This is a genomic window from uncultured Negativibacillus sp., assembly GCF_944388365.1.
Lineage (GTDB): Bacteria > Bacillota > Clostridia > Oscillospirales > Ruminococcaceae > Negativibacillus.
Window position 1 is genome coordinate 1 of sequence record NZ_CALXIN010000039.1, and the last position, 16,236, is coordinate 16,236.

General features: G+C 52.7%; 16 protein-coding genes and 1 pseudogene. 9 read left to right on the top strand and 8 right to left on the bottom strand.

Translation table 11 applies throughout. The features are described from left to right. The 4 genes and pseudogenes from Q0L39_RS06760 to Q0L39_RS06775 form a co-directional block, all read left to right on the top strand. Positions 1-312 (top strand): annotated as a pseudogene (locus Q0L39_RS06760) (glutamate formiminotransferase); the annotation flags it as partial. Between the two features lie 22 nt (positions 313-334). Beyond that, complete coding sequence (gene hutI, locus Q0L39_RS06765) at positions 335-1,576, top strand: imidazolonepropionase (RefSeq protein WP_296627784.1); 1,242 nt, start codon at positions 335-337, stop codon at positions 1,574-1,576. 612 nt (positions 1,577-2,188) lie between these two features. Further along, entirely contained in the window at positions 2,189-2,815 is a 627-nt protein-coding gene (locus tag Q0L39_RS06770) for a cyclodeaminase/cyclohydrolase family protein (RefSeq protein WP_296627786.1), read from the top strand. 180 nt (positions 2,816-2,995) lie between these two features. Continuing rightward, the gene (locus Q0L39_RS06775) at positions 2,996-3,235 is read left to right on the top strand and encodes a hypothetical protein (protein ID WP_296627788.1); all 240 of its coding nucleotides are present in this window, start codon (positions 2,996-2,998) and stop codon (positions 3,233-3,235) included. Between the two features lie 45 nt (positions 3,236-3,280). Here the strand turns inward: Q0L39_RS06775 and ftsH are convergent, their stop codons facing one another. Both ftsH and Q0L39_RS06785 read right to left on the bottom strand, forming a co-directional pair. Beyond that, positions 3,281-5,134, bottom strand: a complete 1,854-nt coding sequence (gene ftsH / locus Q0L39_RS06780; protein ID WP_296627789.1) for an ATP-dependent zinc metalloprotease FtsH — start codon at positions 5,132-5,134, stop codon at positions 3,281-3,283. A 263-nt stretch (positions 5,135-5,397) separates the two neighbouring features. Continuing rightward, positions 5,398-5,586 (bottom strand): hypothetical protein, encoded by a 189-nt coding sequence (locus Q0L39_RS06785; RefSeq protein ID WP_296627791.1) that lies wholly within the window; start codon positions 5,584-5,586, stop codon positions 5,398-5,400. 319 nt (positions 5,587-5,905) lie between these two features. On the opposite strand from Q0L39_RS06785, the gene Q0L39_RS06790 reads away from it, so the two are divergent. Continuing rightward, a complete protein-coding gene (locus tag Q0L39_RS06790) occupies positions 5,906-8,389 on the top strand; it encodes an ATP-dependent Clp protease ATP-binding subunit (RefSeq protein ID WP_296627793.1) in 2,484 nt (827 codons plus the stop codon). Positions 8,390-8,517: 128 nt separating this feature from the next. Here Q0L39_RS06790 and Q0L39_RS06795 read toward each other — a convergent pair whose 3' ends face one another. The 5 genes from Q0L39_RS06795 to Q0L39_RS06815 are packed head-to-tail and all read right to left on the bottom strand — an operon-like array spanning position 8,518 to position 12,934. Beyond that, the gene (locus Q0L39_RS06795; RefSeq protein ID WP_296627794.1) at positions 8,518-9,534 is read right to left on the bottom strand and encodes a mechanosensitive ion channel family protein; all 1,017 of its coding nucleotides are present in this window, start codon (positions 9,532-9,534) and stop codon (positions 8,518-8,520) included. 23 nt (positions 9,535-9,557) lie between these two features. Further along, positions 9,558-10,583 carry an ATP-binding protein gene (locus Q0L39_RS06800; protein WP_296627796.1) on the bottom strand — a complete coding sequence of 342 codons (1,026 nt, stop codon included), beginning with the start codon at positions 10,581-10,583 and terminating at the stop codon, positions 9,558-9,560. 39 nt (positions 10,584-10,622) lie between these two features. Then, positions 10,623-11,150: a putative immunity protein gene (locus Q0L39_RS06805; RefSeq protein WP_296627798.1), complete on the bottom strand. Its 528-nt coding sequence runs from the start codon at positions 11,148-11,150 to the stop codon at positions 10,623-10,625. A gap of 17 nt (positions 11,151-11,167) precedes the next feature. After that, positions 11,168-11,920: a transglutaminase domain-containing protein gene (locus Q0L39_RS06810; RefSeq protein ID WP_296627800.1), complete on the bottom strand. Its 753-nt coding sequence runs from the start codon at positions 11,918-11,920 to the stop codon at positions 11,168-11,170. A gap of 15 nt (positions 11,921-11,935) precedes the next feature. Next, positions 11,936-12,934, bottom strand: coding sequence for a DnaD domain protein (locus tag Q0L39_RS06815; RefSeq protein ID WP_296627801.1), 999 nt, complete (start codon positions 12,932-12,934; stop codon positions 11,936-11,938). Positions 12,935-13,131: 197 nt separating this feature from the next. On the opposite strand from Q0L39_RS06815, the gene Q0L39_RS06820 reads away from it, so the two are divergent. The 4 genes from Q0L39_RS06820 to Q0L39_RS06835 all read left to right on the top strand — a co-directional run bounded on the left by Q0L39_RS06820 (position 13,132) and on the right by Q0L39_RS06835 (position 15,653). Beyond that, entirely contained in the window at positions 13,132-13,980 is an 849-nt protein-coding gene (locus Q0L39_RS06820; RefSeq protein WP_296627803.1) for a PHP domain-containing protein, read from the top strand. Between the two features lie 51 nt (positions 13,981-14,031). Continuing rightward, a complete protein-coding gene (locus tag Q0L39_RS06825; RefSeq protein ID WP_296627804.1) occupies positions 14,032-14,283 on the top strand; it encodes a TIGR03905 family TSCPD domain-containing protein in 252 nt (83 codons plus the stop codon). A gap of 121 nt (positions 14,284-14,404) precedes the next feature. Beyond that, positions 14,405-15,094 carry a hypothetical protein gene (locus Q0L39_RS06830; RefSeq protein ID WP_296627806.1) on the top strand — a complete coding sequence of 230 codons (690 nt, stop codon included), beginning with the start codon at positions 14,405-14,407 and terminating at the stop codon, positions 15,092-15,094. Positions 15,095-15,173: 79 nt separating this feature from the next. Beyond that, the gene (locus Q0L39_RS06835) at positions 15,174-15,653 is read left to right on the top strand and encodes a gamma carbonic anhydrase family protein (RefSeq protein WP_296627807.1); all 480 of its coding nucleotides are present in this window, start codon (positions 15,174-15,176) and stop codon (positions 15,651-15,653) included. A 36-nt stretch (positions 15,654-15,689) separates the two neighbouring features. On the opposite strand, the gene Q0L39_RS06840 is transcribed toward Q0L39_RS06835, so the two are convergent. Beyond that, positions 15,690-16,004 carry a hypothetical protein gene (locus Q0L39_RS06840; RefSeq protein WP_296627809.1) on the bottom strand — a complete coding sequence of 105 codons (315 nt, stop codon included), beginning with the start codon at positions 16,002-16,004 and terminating at the stop codon, positions 15,690-15,692. Positions 16,005-16,236 lie beyond the last annotated feature (232 nt).

Consider the following 16,236-nt stretch of genomic DNA (forward strand, 5'->3'; position numbering starts at 1 on the left):
ATTGCAAACAAGATTGCAAAAACCATCCGCGAATCCTCCGGCGGTATGCGCTGGGTCAAATCGATCGGCGTCATGCTGGAAGAAAGAAACACCGCTCAGGTTTCCATCAACATGACCAACTACACTAAGACCCCAATCTACCGCGTCTATGAGACTGTCCGCTTCGAGGCTGCAAGATACGGTGTACATATCATCGGCTCCGAGCTGATCGGCATCGTTCCAATGGATGCGCTGGTAGAAACTGCCGAGTACTATCTGAAGCTGGAAAACTTCGACAAGGACAATCAGGTCATGGAGAAACACCTCCTGTAATCGCAGCAAAGGAGGATTTACGATGACACCTTCCCTGTTGATTTGTAACATCGGAATGCTCGCCACCGCCTGCGGCAATGCTGCCAAAGGCGGCAAGGCACAGGGCGAGATCACCATTCTGGAAAACGCCTACATCGCCGTCGAAGGAAATAAAATCGCCGCGATCGGACAGGGAGAAGTCCCTGCCGAGCTTCTCTGCGAGGGATGCAAGGTGATCGACGCCCAGCACAAGCTGGTCACCGCGGGCCTGGTCGATGCACATACCCACCTTGTTTTCGGCGGCTGGCGAGAAAATGAGCTGGCGCTCAAACTGCACGGCGTCGCTTATCTGGATATTCTGGCACAGGGCGGCGGCATTCTTTCCACCGTCCGCTCCACCAGAAAAGCCACCGAGGACGAGCTGTTTGACAAGACTGCCAAGGCGCTGGACACCATGCTTTCGCTGGGCACCACCACCTGTGAAGCAAAGAGCGGCTACGGTCTGGACTTCGAAAACGAATTAAAGCAGTTAAACGTCGTCAAACGCCTGCAGGAAAGTCAACCGATCGAGCTTGTCTCCACCTTCATGGCGGCACATGCGCTGCCGGAGGAGTGCAAGAACGACCGCGAGGGCTATCTGTCGCTCATCATCGACCAGATGCTCCCGTATGTTGTTGAACACAAGCTGGCTCAGTTCTGCGATGTATTCTGTGAAACCGGCGTCTTTACTGCGGAGGAATCCCGCCGCATCCTGACCGCTGCACAGAAATATGGTCTGGGCGCCAAAATCCACGCGGACGAGATCGACCCTATCGGCGGTTCGGTGCTGGCAGGCGAGATCGGCGCGGTATCCGCCGAACATCTGATCGTCTGTCCGGATGAGGGCATCGAGTCGATGGCAAAAGGCGGCACTATCGCCTGCCTGCTGCCTGCAACCTCATTCTATCTGGGCGCAACCTTTGCTCCTGCCAGAAAGATGGTGGAGGCAGGCGTACCAGTGGCGGTCGCCAGTGACTTTAACCCAGGCTCGACTCCGAACCTTTCCTTGCAGCTTGCAATGAATATTGCCTGCTACCGTTACCGCCTGACACCGGAGGAAGTTTTGACGGCGGCGACGCTGAATGCAGCAGCTGCCATCGGCAAAGCCGAGCAGGTCGGCACGATTGAAACCGGAAAGCAGGCTGACCTGCTGATCTGGGATGCAGATAATCTGAACTTTATCTTCTACCGCTACGGTAATAACCTGGTCCAGACGGTTATTAAAAATGGTAAGGTTGTAAAGTAATACAAAGTTTTTGCTCGAGCTTTTTACAAAAGGCTCGCAGATTTGGCCGCCTTCCGCAGAAGGCGGAACACTTTATCGTCAGGCGCATTTTGGAAGAGTTTGGGATTGAAAACTTGTTTTCAATCTACTTTTCTGCAAGAGAAAAAATTTTCAAGAACCAATTACAAATAGAGAGCATTTCCGAAAAGTTCCCAGTGGGAAGTTTTCGGCGGTAGAAGTCTGTTTTTGGTTTACGAGGTGCACAGTTGTGCACCTCGCGCACTGACGTGCGCCAGCATCGAAACAGCTGCTGTGCCTCTATCGATTTTCTTTTATTTATTGTAACGTGTCACAGGGGCGTTGCCCTAGTAGCTGCTCTAGTTTCATCTGCACAACCATGTGCAGATGCGCACTGACGTGCGGCAGCATCGAAACAGCTGCTGTGCCCCTATCGATTTTCTTTTATTTATTGTAACGTGTCACAGGGGCGTTGCCCCCGTACCCCTATGAGCTTTTTGAAAAAAGCTCAACCAAAAACTTTTGTTCGCCTTCGGCGCATAGACGGGCAGCCACAAAAGGTGGACGAAAACTTTTATTTTGAACCTACTCCTATCTTCGAAAGGATGATCCTTCATGAAACTGACTGAAATGAAAGTCAACGAATTTATCTCCGTCCTCGCCTCCGATGCACCGGCTCCTGGCGGCGGCTCCGCTTCCGCTCTGGCAGGTGCTATGGGCGTTGGACTCTCCAAAATGGTCTCCGCTCTCACCCTGGGCAAACCGAAATATGCAGAATATGAAGAAAAGGTTCAGCAGATTTTCGACCGCGCCGACAAGCTCACCAAGCAGCTGGTTGATGGTATCGACCGCGACACAGAGGCTTTTGACGGTGTATCCGCTGTCTTTGCAATGCCAAAATCCACCGACGAGGAAAAAACTGCCCGCAAAGAATCAATGCAGAAGGCACTCAAGGAAGCAACTTTGGTTCCATACTCCATCATGGAGCTGTGCCTGGAATCGCTCAAGGTCGTTCAGATGGGCTTAGGCTGCACCAACACCAATGCTGCCAGCGATCTGGGCGTCGCTTCGCTCAACCTCAAGTCCGCAGTACAGGGCGCATGGCTCAATGTCCTGATTAACCTCGGCGGCATCCGCGACGAAGCTTTCGTCAACGAATACCGCACCAAAGGTCAGGCGATCCTCGATGAGGCTCTGCCGCTGGCTGACACCATCTACAACGAAATCTTAAAGAGCCTGTAAACAAACAACAACCGGCACAGAAGAAGATCTTCTTCTGTGCCGGTTTTCTCTTGTCACAAGCTTTTAAATATGCTATGGTTAGATCATACAGAATCACAGGGTGGTGAAACTTTGAACTCGTCGACATATCTGATCATTCTCTTTTTTGTGCTGATCGTTGTGTTGCAAAGGCGGCGCAGAATGATGATATTTCAGCAGCAGATTCTATTTCCCAACCCAAAGGAGCGTTTGCAGATGATCGAACTGGCAAAACAATTTCTCTCCAAAGAATGTATCGTCTTTTACTTTGATTCGCATGTGAAAGGTACCATCCTTGAAGTGGATGACGGCGCCATCCTGCTGGCGACAAAGTACGGAAAAGAAATCATTAACCTAAACTTTGTCACCCGAATTTGTGAGTGTTCAAAAAAGAAAAAGTAAACCGTGCAAAAAAGGACTGTCAGCATACTGACAGTCCTTTTTTGATTATGCTTCGGTATTTGGTGCTTCTTCCGGTCGATCGAGAATTTCCATGAATTCTTCGCCGGTGATGGTTTCCTTTTCCAGCAGGTAGGCTGCCAGCTCATGCAGTTTTGGCAGATTCTGCAGCAGAATTTCCTTTGCCTTGTCGTGACAGTCTGCAATGAGGTCGCGAACCTCCTCGTCGATCATCGCTGCAGTCTGCTCCGAGCATGCCAGCGATGCATCGCCGCCCAGGTACTGATTGTTAACCGTTTCCAGTGCCATCATGCCAAAATGCTCGCTCATGCCCAGTCGGGTGACCATGGCGCGGGCAATCTTGGTCGCCTGCTCAATATCATTGGATGCACCCGAAGTGATCGAACCGAAGATGACCTCCTCGGCGACTCTGCCGCCGGTATAGGTGGTGATCTTGTCGATTGCCTCTTCCTTGCTCATCAGCAGGGTATCCTGCTCCTCCACCTGCATGGTGTAGCCCAGCGCACCGGAGGTTCTTGGCACAATGGTGATCTTGTGCACCGGCGCCGAGTGTTTCTGTTTGGCAGCCACCAGTGCATGACCGATCTCGTGGTAGGCAACAATCTTTCGATCCTTCTCCGAAATAACGGCGCCCTTGCGTTGATAACCGGCGATGACCGTTTCCACTGCTTCCTCCAAATCGCCCTGTTCCACCTGGGAACGGTTGTTGCGCACTGCACGCAGCGCCGCCTCATTGACGATGTTGGCAAGCTCCGCACCGGAAGCACCGGCGGTCGCTCTGGCAATCACCGAGTAGTCGATATTAGGCGCCATCTGTTTATCCTTGGCGTGTACCTTCAGGATCGCTTCTCGACCTGCAAGGTCGGGCAGTTCCACCGGAATACGGCGGTCAAATCTGCCTGGACGCAGCAGCGCTTTATCCAGCGTTTCAGGTCGGTTGGTCGCTGCAAGGATGACAACACCTTTTTTGCCGTCAAAGCCGTCCATCTCGGTCAGCAGCTGGTTCAAGGTCTGCTCGCGTTCATCGTTGCCGCCCAGTCCTCCACTGTCACGCTTTTTACCGATGGTATCAATCTCGTCAATAAAGACGATACACGGCGCCTTCTCCTGCGCCTGACGGAACAGATCACGCACACGTGCAGCACCTGCGCCGACAAACATCTCTACAAACTCCGAACCGGAGATAGAGAAAAACGGAACATTTGCTTCGCCTGCAACCGCCTTTGCCAGAAGGGTCTTACCGGTTCCAGGAGGGCCCACCAGCAGCGCGCCCTTAGGCATCTGGGCACCGATAGCTTCATACTTCTGCGGGTTGTGCAGAAAATCGACAATCTCACCCAGCGCTTCTTTTGCTTCATCCTCGCCGGCAACATCCGCAAAGGTCTTGCCGGTCTGTGCCTCCACATAAACCTTTGCATTGCTCTTGCCAAAGGTCATGGCGTTCGGGCCGCCGCCCATCCGTTTTTGCAGACTGCGGGAGAGCAGCTGTCCAACCAGCACGAAGATCAGCACCGGTCCGCCTACGCTGATGAGCAGATACAGGATCGGGCTCATTGGTTCCTGAATCTCCTTGCCGTAGATGACATCTCCGGCATCCTCCAGCTTGTCCACCAGATTAGGGTCGCCCATATTGCCGGTGACATAGATATTCCAGTCATTTTCGTCCTTGAGCAGGTACTCGATCTTCTGATCCAGCACCTCCACCTGCTTGATTTCACCAGCATTGAGCTGATTCATAAAGGTGCTGTAATCCACGGTCACCTCTGTTCTGCGAAACAGCGACGGAAACAAAAATGCATTAAGCAGCATCATAATCAGCAATGCGATCAGATAATAGTAAATCAGCGGCTTTCTCACCTTTGGATTTTTGACCTCATTCATCCAACTTCCACTCCTTTTCACTCTTAGTTTGACATTCTCCTCTATGATTAAATCAATGATATCTTAACTTTTTTTGAAAATCAATTATTCTACCTCTTTCTTTACAGAAAGTTATTATCTGCATTGATATTTGTTAAAATACCCCATTTTCCTGCCTGTTCACCGTATTTTTTTCAAAATGGCGGCTATGAAGCCCAGATTTCTTTCACAATTATAAAAAAGTCGGGAGAAAAATTCTCCCGACTTTTTTAGAGGTTTGTGGATTAGTCGCAGCAGCAGTTGCAGTTACAGTTGCAGCCGCAGCTATTGCCGCAGCTGTTGCCACAGCCACAGCCACTGTTGCTCTGCTGGCAGCTACAGCCGTTGTTGCAGCCGTTGCAGTTGAAGCTACAACCTCCACAGCAGAAGATGAGTACCAGAATCAGAATCCACCAGTTATTGTTACCGTACATAGATAAGTACCTCCTAATGTTTGATTTCAAACCATACTATGAAAAACAAAGAAAAACGGTTACCGGCTTTTTCGGAGTCTGTCAAAACATTTTTTTGACGCTCATCTGGAATAAAACACCCGTCAAATCCAATATTCTGCTGTGTCGGGACAGTGCTCGTGATTTTCCGTTTTTCGGATTCCTGTCTCCGCTCCAAAGCCTCCGGCTTTCTTCGCTGTTCATTAACAGTATAATCATCCGCTACAAATTGTGTTACGGAGATTCTAAAATTTTTTGCCGGAGACACTCGACATGATTTTTCACAAAGGACGGTGCTTATATGTTTCGATTCCGCGGGTTTAGCGCGCACGCAAACGACGCTGTTAATCTTGCTATCTCCCAGGCATCCCTGCTGGGACACACCTACATCGGCAGCGAACATCTGCTGTTGGGACTGCTATTGGAGGGCGGCGGCAGCGCAGCCGCTGCGCTAAACCAAAAGGGCATCACTCCCGAGGCACTGCTGGAACTGATTATCAAAACAGTGGGACAGGGAATTCAATCCAAACTCAGTCTCTCCGATATGACACCACGCTGCCGCCGCTGTCTGGAACACAGCTTTTTGGAATGCAGCAAGGAAAACGGCGCCATGGTAGGTACCGAACATCTGTTGATGAGCTTACTCAAGGAAAGAGATAGCTACGCCGTTCGCTTTCTGCTGCAGCTGGGAGCCGATCCCATCCTTCTCTATCGGGAACTGCAGGAGTCGATGGATTTTTCCGGCAGCACCGATACCGATCGACCTGCTCCTCCCAAAAAGGAGGCTGCCCGCAATATACTGCTGCAAAAATATGGCCGCGACCTGACCAAAATGGCCGCGGAACATCACTTGGACCCTATTATCGGCCGCGACCAGGAGATTGAGCGGGTCATCCGCATCCTCTCCCGCCGCACCAAAAACAACCCTTGTCTCATCGGAGAGGCCGGTGTCGGAAAAACCGCCATCGCTGAAGGGCTTGCTCTGCGCATCTCCCAAGGGCGTGTTCCCCGTGCATTGCAGCAGAAAAAGTTGATTGCATTGGATCTGGTCTCGCTGATCGCCGGCACCAAATACCGCGGCGAATTTGAAGAAAGGGTCAAAAATCTGATGGATGAGGTTGCCCAGGCGCACGACATCATCCTGTTCATCGACGAGATTCATAACATCATCGGTGCAGGCGCTGCCGAAGGCTCGATCGACGCCGCCAATATCCTCAAACCGCAGCTGTCCCGCGGAGAAATTCAGCTGATGGGTGCAACCACTATTGCAGAATACCGCCGCCATATCGAACGCGACAGTGCCCTTGCACGCCGCTTTCAGAGCGTTCTGGTCGAGGAGCCGACCGAGCAGCAGACCATCCAGATTCTGCGCGGCATCCTTCCCCGCTACGAACAGCACCACCATGTCCATATCACCGATGAGGCGCTGGAGGCGGCTGTGCGGCTTTCCCGTCGTTATCTGACCGAGCGGTATCTGCCGGATAAAGCCATCGACCTGATGGACGAAGCCGCCGCCAAAGTCTCCCAGCAGGAATGCGGCCTTCCGCAAAAGGAGTATCAGCGGCTGGAAGAACAATTTCGGGAGCTGCGCGAACAAAAGGAGGCCGCCATTCTGCGCCAGAACTTTGAACAGGCTGCCATCCTGCGCGACCGACAGTCGCGCGCACTGGAACAGCTCAGCCTTTTCTCGGAGCGGATGCACCGGCTGGAAAAGGATAAACGTCCGCCGGTAAAAGCGCAGGACATCGCACAGATCATCTCGGAGAGCACCGGCATCGAGGTATCCTCCCTGATGACAAGAATGCTGCCGCAGAACAGTCAGTCACAGCAGCTTCTGCATCTGGAGGAAGCGCTCTCCCGCCGCGTCATCGGTCAGCCGGAGGCGGTCAGCGCCGTCGCCCGCGCCATCCGCCGCTCCCGTGTGGGACTGGGAGACCCCAAACGTCCATGCGCCTCCTTTTTGTTCCTGGGTCCCACCGGTGTGGGCAAAACCGAGCTGTGTAAAGCACTGGCCGAACAGTTGTTTGGCTCCGACGACTGCATGATTCGGCTGGACATGTCCGAGTACATGGAAAAGCACTCGGTTTCCCGCATGATCGGCTCTCCTCCTGGCTATGTCGGCTTTGAGGAAGGCGGACAGCTGACCGACCTGATTCGCCGCAAACCTTACTCGGTGGTGCTGCTCGACGAGGTGGAAAAGGCCCATCCAGACGTGTTGGGTCTGCTGCTGCAGATTCTGGAGGAAGGAAGCCTCAAGGATTCGCAGGGCCGCCGCGCCAGCTTCCAGAATGCGGTCATCATCATGACCTCCAATCTGGGCGCGCGATATTTCTTTGAAAAAGGAGCGCTCGGCTTTGACCTTCAGCCAAAAAGCGCTGAAGACAACCGTCTGGGAGCAAAGACCACCGACTGTGTCATGGAAGAGCTTCGCCGGCACTTTTCACCGGAGCTGCTCAACCGCATCGACGAAACCATTCTGTTCTATAAGCTGGGAGAAAAGGAGATCGACCAGATTTGTCAGAATCTGCTCGACCAGTTGTCCGAGCGTATTTCGGCGCTGGATCTGCGCCTGAATATGACCGAGGCCGCCCGCAAAGAGCTGTGTGCACAAGGGTACAGTCCTCGCTACGGAGCACGGCCGCTGCGCCGCGCTGTTCAACGTCTGATCGAGGACCCTGCCGCCGAGATGATTCTCAGCGGCAAACTTCCGCCCGACAGCACGCTGCTGTGCGATTACTCACCGCAGGATGGTCAGCTGCACCTGGCTGTCAGCAATGCAGAATAACGGCAACACAAAAGCACCGGCAGATAAACTGCCGGTGCTTTTGTGCGTTCTTATTTACCTTCTCCACCAAAAGGCAGATCGTTTTTTATCTCATTCAGGTCAAAGCAAACGAAACCAGAACATTTTTGCTAGTCATCAAGGTCGTCGGCATCCACCTGCTGCCATGACGCCAGCTCCTGCTTTGCTTGCTTTTTGTTGACAAAGATGTCCTCACGGCTGACAAAGTCCGCCGGCTTTTCGTACGGCACCGTCACCAGATGCGGATAAGGGAATCCCACGCCGTTCTGGTCAAATGCTTCCTTGACCGCCAGACGGATGCCGCGCTCTACCTCCCACTGCTTCATCGGTTTGACCTTGCAGATCACACCGATATCCACGCTGGATTCGCCCAGATTGGTGATGCCCTGCACAAACGGTTCTTCCTCAATCAATTCGCTGTGTTCACGGGCATACTGTCCTACTGCACGTTCGATCAGCTCGATCACCTTTCTGGTGTCCGATTCATAGGCGGTGGAAATAGTCACCGAAGCTATTGCACTGCCCTTGTTATAGTTGATAACGCGGGTAATGGAACCGTTGGGAATGATGATCTGGTCCCCTTTAAAGGAGCGCAGATAGGTCACACGCATGGCAGTCGCTTCGACAGTGCCCTCCACGTCGTCGATTTTGATGTAATCGCCCACAGCAAACTGATTTTCGAAGATCATGAACATGCCCGATACGACGTCGCGCACCAGGTTTTGTGCACCAAAACCGATGGCAAGGCTTCCGATACCGGCAGTCACCAACAGGTTGCTCAGCGGTTTACCCATGCCCAGAATGCTCAGCACAAACAAAAAGCCCATAAAATAAATGGCATATCTCGATACGCTCCGAAACAGGGTGAGCAGTGTTCTGGTGCGTTTTGCCACAGGGGTGTTCGTCTGGTTTTTCGGCTTCTGGATAATTTGGGTGGTCACCTTTGAAATGAGGTGCAGCAATAGCTTTGCACCCAATATAATCAGCAGAATCAAAAACAGATTCCACAGAATATTTCCTCGGTTGCGCACCAGAAAGTCGACAAAGCCGGTCAGATTCTTTTGAAACTGTTCGCTGACAGTGACTACCTCCTGCGCAATATCTGCTTCCAGAAAAAAGCTGTGCATTCTGTACCATCCTTTCCTGTGCGTTAACCCAGAATCTTGCTTTGAATGCGGATGTCCCTGCCGACAAATTCAAACTGGCGGTATCCTCCAAACAGACGGGAGGCCAGACGGTCGGTATAGCGCTTGCTGATCTCTGGGAAGGTGAGGTTGGTGCTGATAATGGTGGGACGTCCCTCCAGCAGACGGGTATTGATGATATGATACAGCGTTGTGGTCACAAACTGGGTCAAAAATTCGGTGCCCAAATCGTCGAGAATGAGCAGATCACAGCCGAGGATGAGCGACAGATAGCTCTGCTGCTCCTCCTGCTGGTAGGAGGAGGTGAATTTTTCCTTTTCCAGCCTTGCCAGCAGATTCTGTGCCGAACCATAGATGACGCCAAATCCTTTGCCGATCACCTCTCCGGCGATGGCAAGGGAAAGATGTGTCTTGCCCAAACCGGTGTTGCCCATAAACAGCAGGCTCTCCGGCACCATGCGCTGCCGGCCCAGCGCCGGACGGGTATCCAGCAGAAAGTTTCTGGCATAATCGACGCAGAAATTTTTGATGGTGCTCATTCTCTCCCGTGGAACAACTCCGTTCTGCAGCGGCTGGTTGCTGTAATAGTCCAGCGAAAAGTTTGTAAAGCGGCAGTTCTGGGAACCGGAAGCTCCCAGAAAATCAAAGGCAGCTTCCCGCAGCAGCTGTTCAAAGCAGCTGCATTTTTTTGCTCCGATATAGCCGGTGTCCTGACAAAGTTTGCAGGTGTGGTTGTCGTCACGGTAGATTTCCAACAATCCTGCCGCCTCCAGCAGATCATCCCGCTGTTTTTGCAGCCCCAGGCTCTGTGTTTTTAACCGTTCGATGATGGTATCCAGCTCGTCCGGCGCTCCGGCGACCGCCTGGACCGTTTTCAGCCCGATCTGGGACAGCTGGCGGTCCAGCTGTTCAATCTGCGGCAGCAGCGAATAGATCTGCTTGCGGCGCACCAGCGTCTGTTCCTTGGCATACTGGCGGCGCGACGACAAGACGGCTGCCGCTTTATCGTAGATTTCCTTTGGATAACCCATCCAGGGCCACCTCCTTTGTTCTCATCTCTTGCTGTGTATCTAACAGTTCCAGTCGATCTTGACTGGATTTTCTTCGTGTTCTACCGCACATTCCTGCAGGCTTTGCAGCGCCTTGGCAAGCTCCTGGGTCGCCGCCTGATCGTAGCTGTCCTGCTTCTGGGCAAGTCCCAGCTGGTCATAAGCGGCGGCAGCGGCGCCATAGAACAGAAATCCCAGCGCATTGGTCGGCGTCTGTGCCACTGCACAGGCGACTGCAATCGCGCGGGCAGCTGCCTGTTCCATCGGCTGATCCTTGATTGCAGCGGCTGCCTGCGATGCTGCTTTGAGCTGCGGCTTTATTTTTGCAAGGGAGAGCTGTCCGCGCAGATAGTCCTCCACTGCTGCCAGTGCCTGCTCCTGAATCGAGCTGTCCATCTGCGATTTTTGCAGCAGCGGCAGATACCGCTGCTTTGCATATTCACACGCCCAACCTGCCAGCGTCTGCACGCTCTGCGTTTCGATCAGGCGCATCAAGGCAACGACATTGGGCTCATCGATGCGTCCCAGTGTTTTGCGAAGTTTTGCCATGTTATATGTCCTCCTTCTTACTGCCGGTCCTCACCCAGTGCCCAGCGTCCGTCATCTGTGTTTCTGGACATCATCTGTCGATAATAGTCGTTTATGTGGGTGACCGGATAGCGGTTTTCTGGGTCCATCGGGTCGTAGTCATTGAGCGCGATTCCGTCGTACAACTCCGGATAATATTCCCAATGGGACGGGTCGATGATCTGCCGGATGGCATCGTGGTTGTTTTTCAGCTCCCATGCGCTCAACGGTGTTTGGTCATAAAACAGCCATCCGTACAAAAAGTCCGCCACTCCATATTTTCCTTCATAGAACACCTCCACCGCTGCATGGCCGTGGTAGGCTTTGCTGCGGTTTACAAGGTGCAGTATCCGCGCCGGTATTCCCACGCACTGACACAGCACTGCTCCCAGCCGCGAAATATCGGTGCACCAGTCGGTACCGCGCAGCAGAATCTGCTTTTCAGTTCCTCCAAACTCCATTTCTTCCAGGTCGGTTACACAGTTTTGCGCCATCTCACGGGTAAAGGAAAGCAGATTTTGCAGCGTCTGCCGGTCATTTTCTCCCACAAACTGCTGTGCAAACGGGTACAGCTCATGCGTTGTAATCGCCGGAGAAATCACAGGCGGTGCTGCATACAGCGCATCGACCGATTCTTCCTCCAGCAGGCACATCCGCTGCAAAAAGAGGTCATCCACCGACCCAGGTGCGTGCAGGTCATTGCGGAACATCACTCCATAGGCTGTGCCAAAAATATCATAGCCACTGTTCATCGGTTTCCTCCTGCTTTAACGTTTGGGTTCCTTTGCTCCTCCATAGGTGATGAAATTCTGAATCTGGTCAAAGTCGATCGAGGAGGAGGTCTGCTGGGTGGATTTTACCGGTGCGCGCTCGGTCGAGGCCTCCTTGGTGCTGGTGATGCCCTTGCTGTGCCAGCTCTCCAGAATCTTGTTGATGTAGGCAAACGAAACCTTTCCGATCTGGTCGATCGTCCGCTCATAGGCAAGCTTTATCATCGAAATGTCAAACCCATACTCAAAAAACCAGGTGTCGATGTACTTCTGTTCCTGACGGCTCAATGCACGGTCGTGGATGCCAAAGGCAGAGCAGACCTGTCCCTGTGCCATATCCTGGTGCTGGCGGCGGTTGAGATACTGTTCTGCCTGTTCATAAGTATAAATATTGTCGGACATCATATCGGTGAGCAGCTTGGACAGTGCTCGCATATTCGGACGGTTTTGCTGGCAGCAGTGCGCCGCCGCCAGCAGGATATATTCCGGCGGCAGTCCCGCATAGGTGTAAAACGACACCAGCGTTTCCACCTCGCTGCGGGTGAGCACCTTGCCCATCTGCATCTGTACCGCGTCGACCAGCTGCTGGATGTGGCTGTCGTCCTGGGAGAGCGTGTGGATTTCGTCGATATTCATTGTCTTTTTCTGGGCGCGCAGTCCCACCGATACTCTGGCTGGGTCCGGTTCTGACGGCTGGATTGGCTTTACCTGCTTTGTCTGCGTCACCGGCTGCTCTGCCTGTATCTGCGCCGCCTTCTCTTCCCGCTGCAAAATTCCCTGTTCGTGCCAGTAGTCGAGGGCTTGTTCCACCGCTTGAGGTAAAATCATCAAACGGGCAGCAAGATACTGCGGGTCGATGCTCATCTTCTGATTCTGCATCAGATACAAAAGCACCCGCAGAGCCTCCGGCGACGCCGTACACAGCGTCTGTTCGGACAAGGTCGGAAAGACCGACACTGAGCTGAACGCCGAATAATCAATGCTGTATTTTATCAAAATAAAGATTGCTCCCTTTCGTTTTTGGATACCGCTATTATATCAAAAAAACAGTTGCTTGTTAAGCACTTTGTGAGCGGGCTGCCCATGGCATGGATGGGACAAGATGGACATTGCAGGCAAAGTGGTATATAATAATGGCGTTACCGCTCATGATTGATTTGCCGATATTTGTATTCTAAGGAGGGAATCTCACCATGATAGGCGATTTACACTGTCACAGCAAACTTTCGGACGGTTCGACCGGACTGGAAGATATTGTTTTTTATGCAAAACGTGCGGGTCTGGATGTGCTGGCGCTGACCGACCACGACACCATGTCCGGTGTCTCCCGCGCCGAAATCCTTGGAAAGCGCTATGGAATCACCATCCTGCCCGGGGTGGAAATTTCCACCTTTGACCCTGACACCAAACGCAGAGTCCACATCCTGTGCTATCTGCCGCAAAAACCTGACCGTCTGGCGGGACTACTTGGCCGCACGCTGGAGGCGCGCCGCCGTTCGGGAGAACAGATGATTCAAAACGTCACCCGCTTTTTCCCGATCACCCCTGAGCATGTCCTGCGCTATGCGGCAGCCAGCAACTCGATCTACAAGGTGCACATCATGCAGGCGCTGCTCGACCTCGGATATGACACTGCCATCTACGGTCCGCTCTATCAGCAGCTGTTTTCGGACAAGGGCGGCAGCTGTCTGGTCGGCACCGTCTATCCTTCGCTCGACGAGGTCTTGCAAACGGTCAAAAGCGCCCGCGGCATCGCCGTCTTTGCTCATCCCAGCGTCTACCGCTCCATGGAGCTGGTGCGCCGTCTTGCTCCATCGGGACTGATCGACGGTATCGAGGTTTATCATCCGCGCAACACGCCGGAGGACCAACAGGAGCTGCTCAAGCTCTGCAGTGACAACCACCTGATTGTCACCGGCGGCACCGATTTTCATGGAAGCTACGCTTCCCGCCGTGCAAATCCGCTGGGAACCTGTGTGACCGATCAGGAGAACCTGAAAAAAATCTTTCTGCGTGCAAAAGAGCTTGAAGTCACGAAATAAATCTGATAAAATGAGAGCGTTATAATATCTTTTTAGAGGGGATGGATAGACATGCGTTTTGAATATCATACTGAGGGCACCTGTTCGCGCAACATTATTCTGGATATGGATGGTGACACCATCGAAAATGTTCAGTTCATCGGCGGATGCAACGGCAACCTCAAGGGAATCAGCTCTCTGATCAAAGGTCAGAAGGCACAGGATGTCATTGACCGCGTCAAAGGCATCAAATGCGGACCAAAGTCCACTTCCTGTCCGGATCAGCTGGCTTTAGCCCTGGAAGCGTATCTTTCTCAAAAGTAACTGAGGTGCAGAAAGTTCTGTCTATCCTTGATAAGGATAGACAGAACTTTGCAGCTTTCTTTTTTCCCATCTGCAAAGGTTCCCCTCCCTTTGTACCCGACATCGGAAAGGAGGTTTCGGCTTGACATTTTTGATTGCAGCTTTCCTGATGACCCTTTTGTTGGCAGAGGTTTTGGTGAAAATCCATCCGCCGAAACCTGCCGCCTGTTCTCCGCTGCTCTCCAACATCATTCAGGATGAGGACGGCACCCGCATCGCTTCTCCTTCACCGGAAACCAAGGGCGGACGCAGCGATCTCGAACCCTCTCCAGAGGAAATCGACCTCTATTTTAAGCACAAGCAGTGCGGAAATCTGGAAAAAGCCCGTGAGCTTGGCATCCGCCTGGGTGAAAACATCCTCACCCTCGATCCTTCCGCTGAAAAAATCATCCTGTCGCCGACAGAATTGAGTCTGGCACGGATGCTCTATCTGTTTGTCACCGAGGACTGCATCCATAAAGTGATTTGCGACCCGATTCTGCTAAAACTGATTCTGTCCCAGATCAACGACACCATCACCCTCCGGCTGCCGGACTTTTACAGCAACTTTTTCCAGTATCGCTCCTACACCATCTATAAAATGTGTCTGACCGAGCGCAGCAATAACAGCAGTTTGCCGCAGGTCGCCGAACGTATCGGAGAATGCTGGGCACGGATGGCGGGCCGACAGCAGGATGAACAGTACTGCCGGCTTGGCGCAAAGCTCTACATGATGATGAAAGGGCATTGTGAGCACCTTCTTTTTTCCACCTCTTTTGCGCCGGTAGCCTAAGAAATTTTTTTGATAAAACAAACACAGGACAACCGGTGGGTTGTCCTGCTTTTTTATTTCTTGTCAGGAGGTACACTTTATGAACGATACTGCTGCTTTGCAGGTAAAGATTGCATCCGGTGCAAAGATCATCGGAGATGTCCAGCTGGCGGACGGAGTGAGCATCTGGTACAATGCGGTGCTGCGCGCCGACAGCGACCGCATCTGCATCGGCAAAAACACCAACATTCAGGACAACTGTGTTCTTCACGTCGACCACGGATTTCCCTGTGTGGTAGGCGAAAATACCACCGTCGGACACAGCGCCATTCTGCACGGCTGCACCGTGGGCAACAACTGCACCATCGGTATGGGTGCCATCGTGCTCAATGGAGCCGTCATCGAGGACAACTGCCTGATTGCCGCCGGTGCGCTGGTCGTACAGAATGCGCACATTCCGGCAGGTTCTCTGGTGATGGGTTCCCCTGGCAAGGTGCGTCGGGAGCTAAGCCAGGAAGAGATCGAACATCAGCACCAATCCGCCCTACACTATCGGCAGCTGGCGGCAGAACAGCTATAAAAAAACAGGCGGGCAAACTGCCCGCTTTTGTTTTTATCAGAATCCTGGTTTTGTCTTGAGGTTTGCCGCCAGCTGCTGAGTCTGCTTTGGGTGACTGGCAAACCAGTTCTGAGCTGAACGGCAGGAAAAAATCATGCGCAGACCGCGCTGCACTGCTTCGGTGCAGAACAGCTGCATCGCTGCTTCCCGCTGTGCATCAGGTGCAGTGCGCTCAAAGGAGAGCTCTTCGATCAAGTAGATCTTTTTCTGATGCTCCCGCAGACACAGGCGTCCGATTGTTTCCTGTGGTGTCCTGCATAAAATCTGCATCCTTCCGCCCAGCTGCTGCCAGATCAGTTCCATCGCTTCCATACAACGTCCCCTTTTTCACCCTGTCCATTCTGTTTGATTGGGTCGATTATACCACATCCGCCCTCAAATTCCAAGTATGTACCCCTAGAGCAGACGGCTGAGTCCCAGCAAGATCAATACCATTCCGGCAAGCCAGCTCAAATCCCCTTGAAAATGACGGGCAACACGCTCCCCTGTCCTGCATCCAACAGCCGCTGCCAGCAGATGACACCCCATTGCCAGTACAAACAGC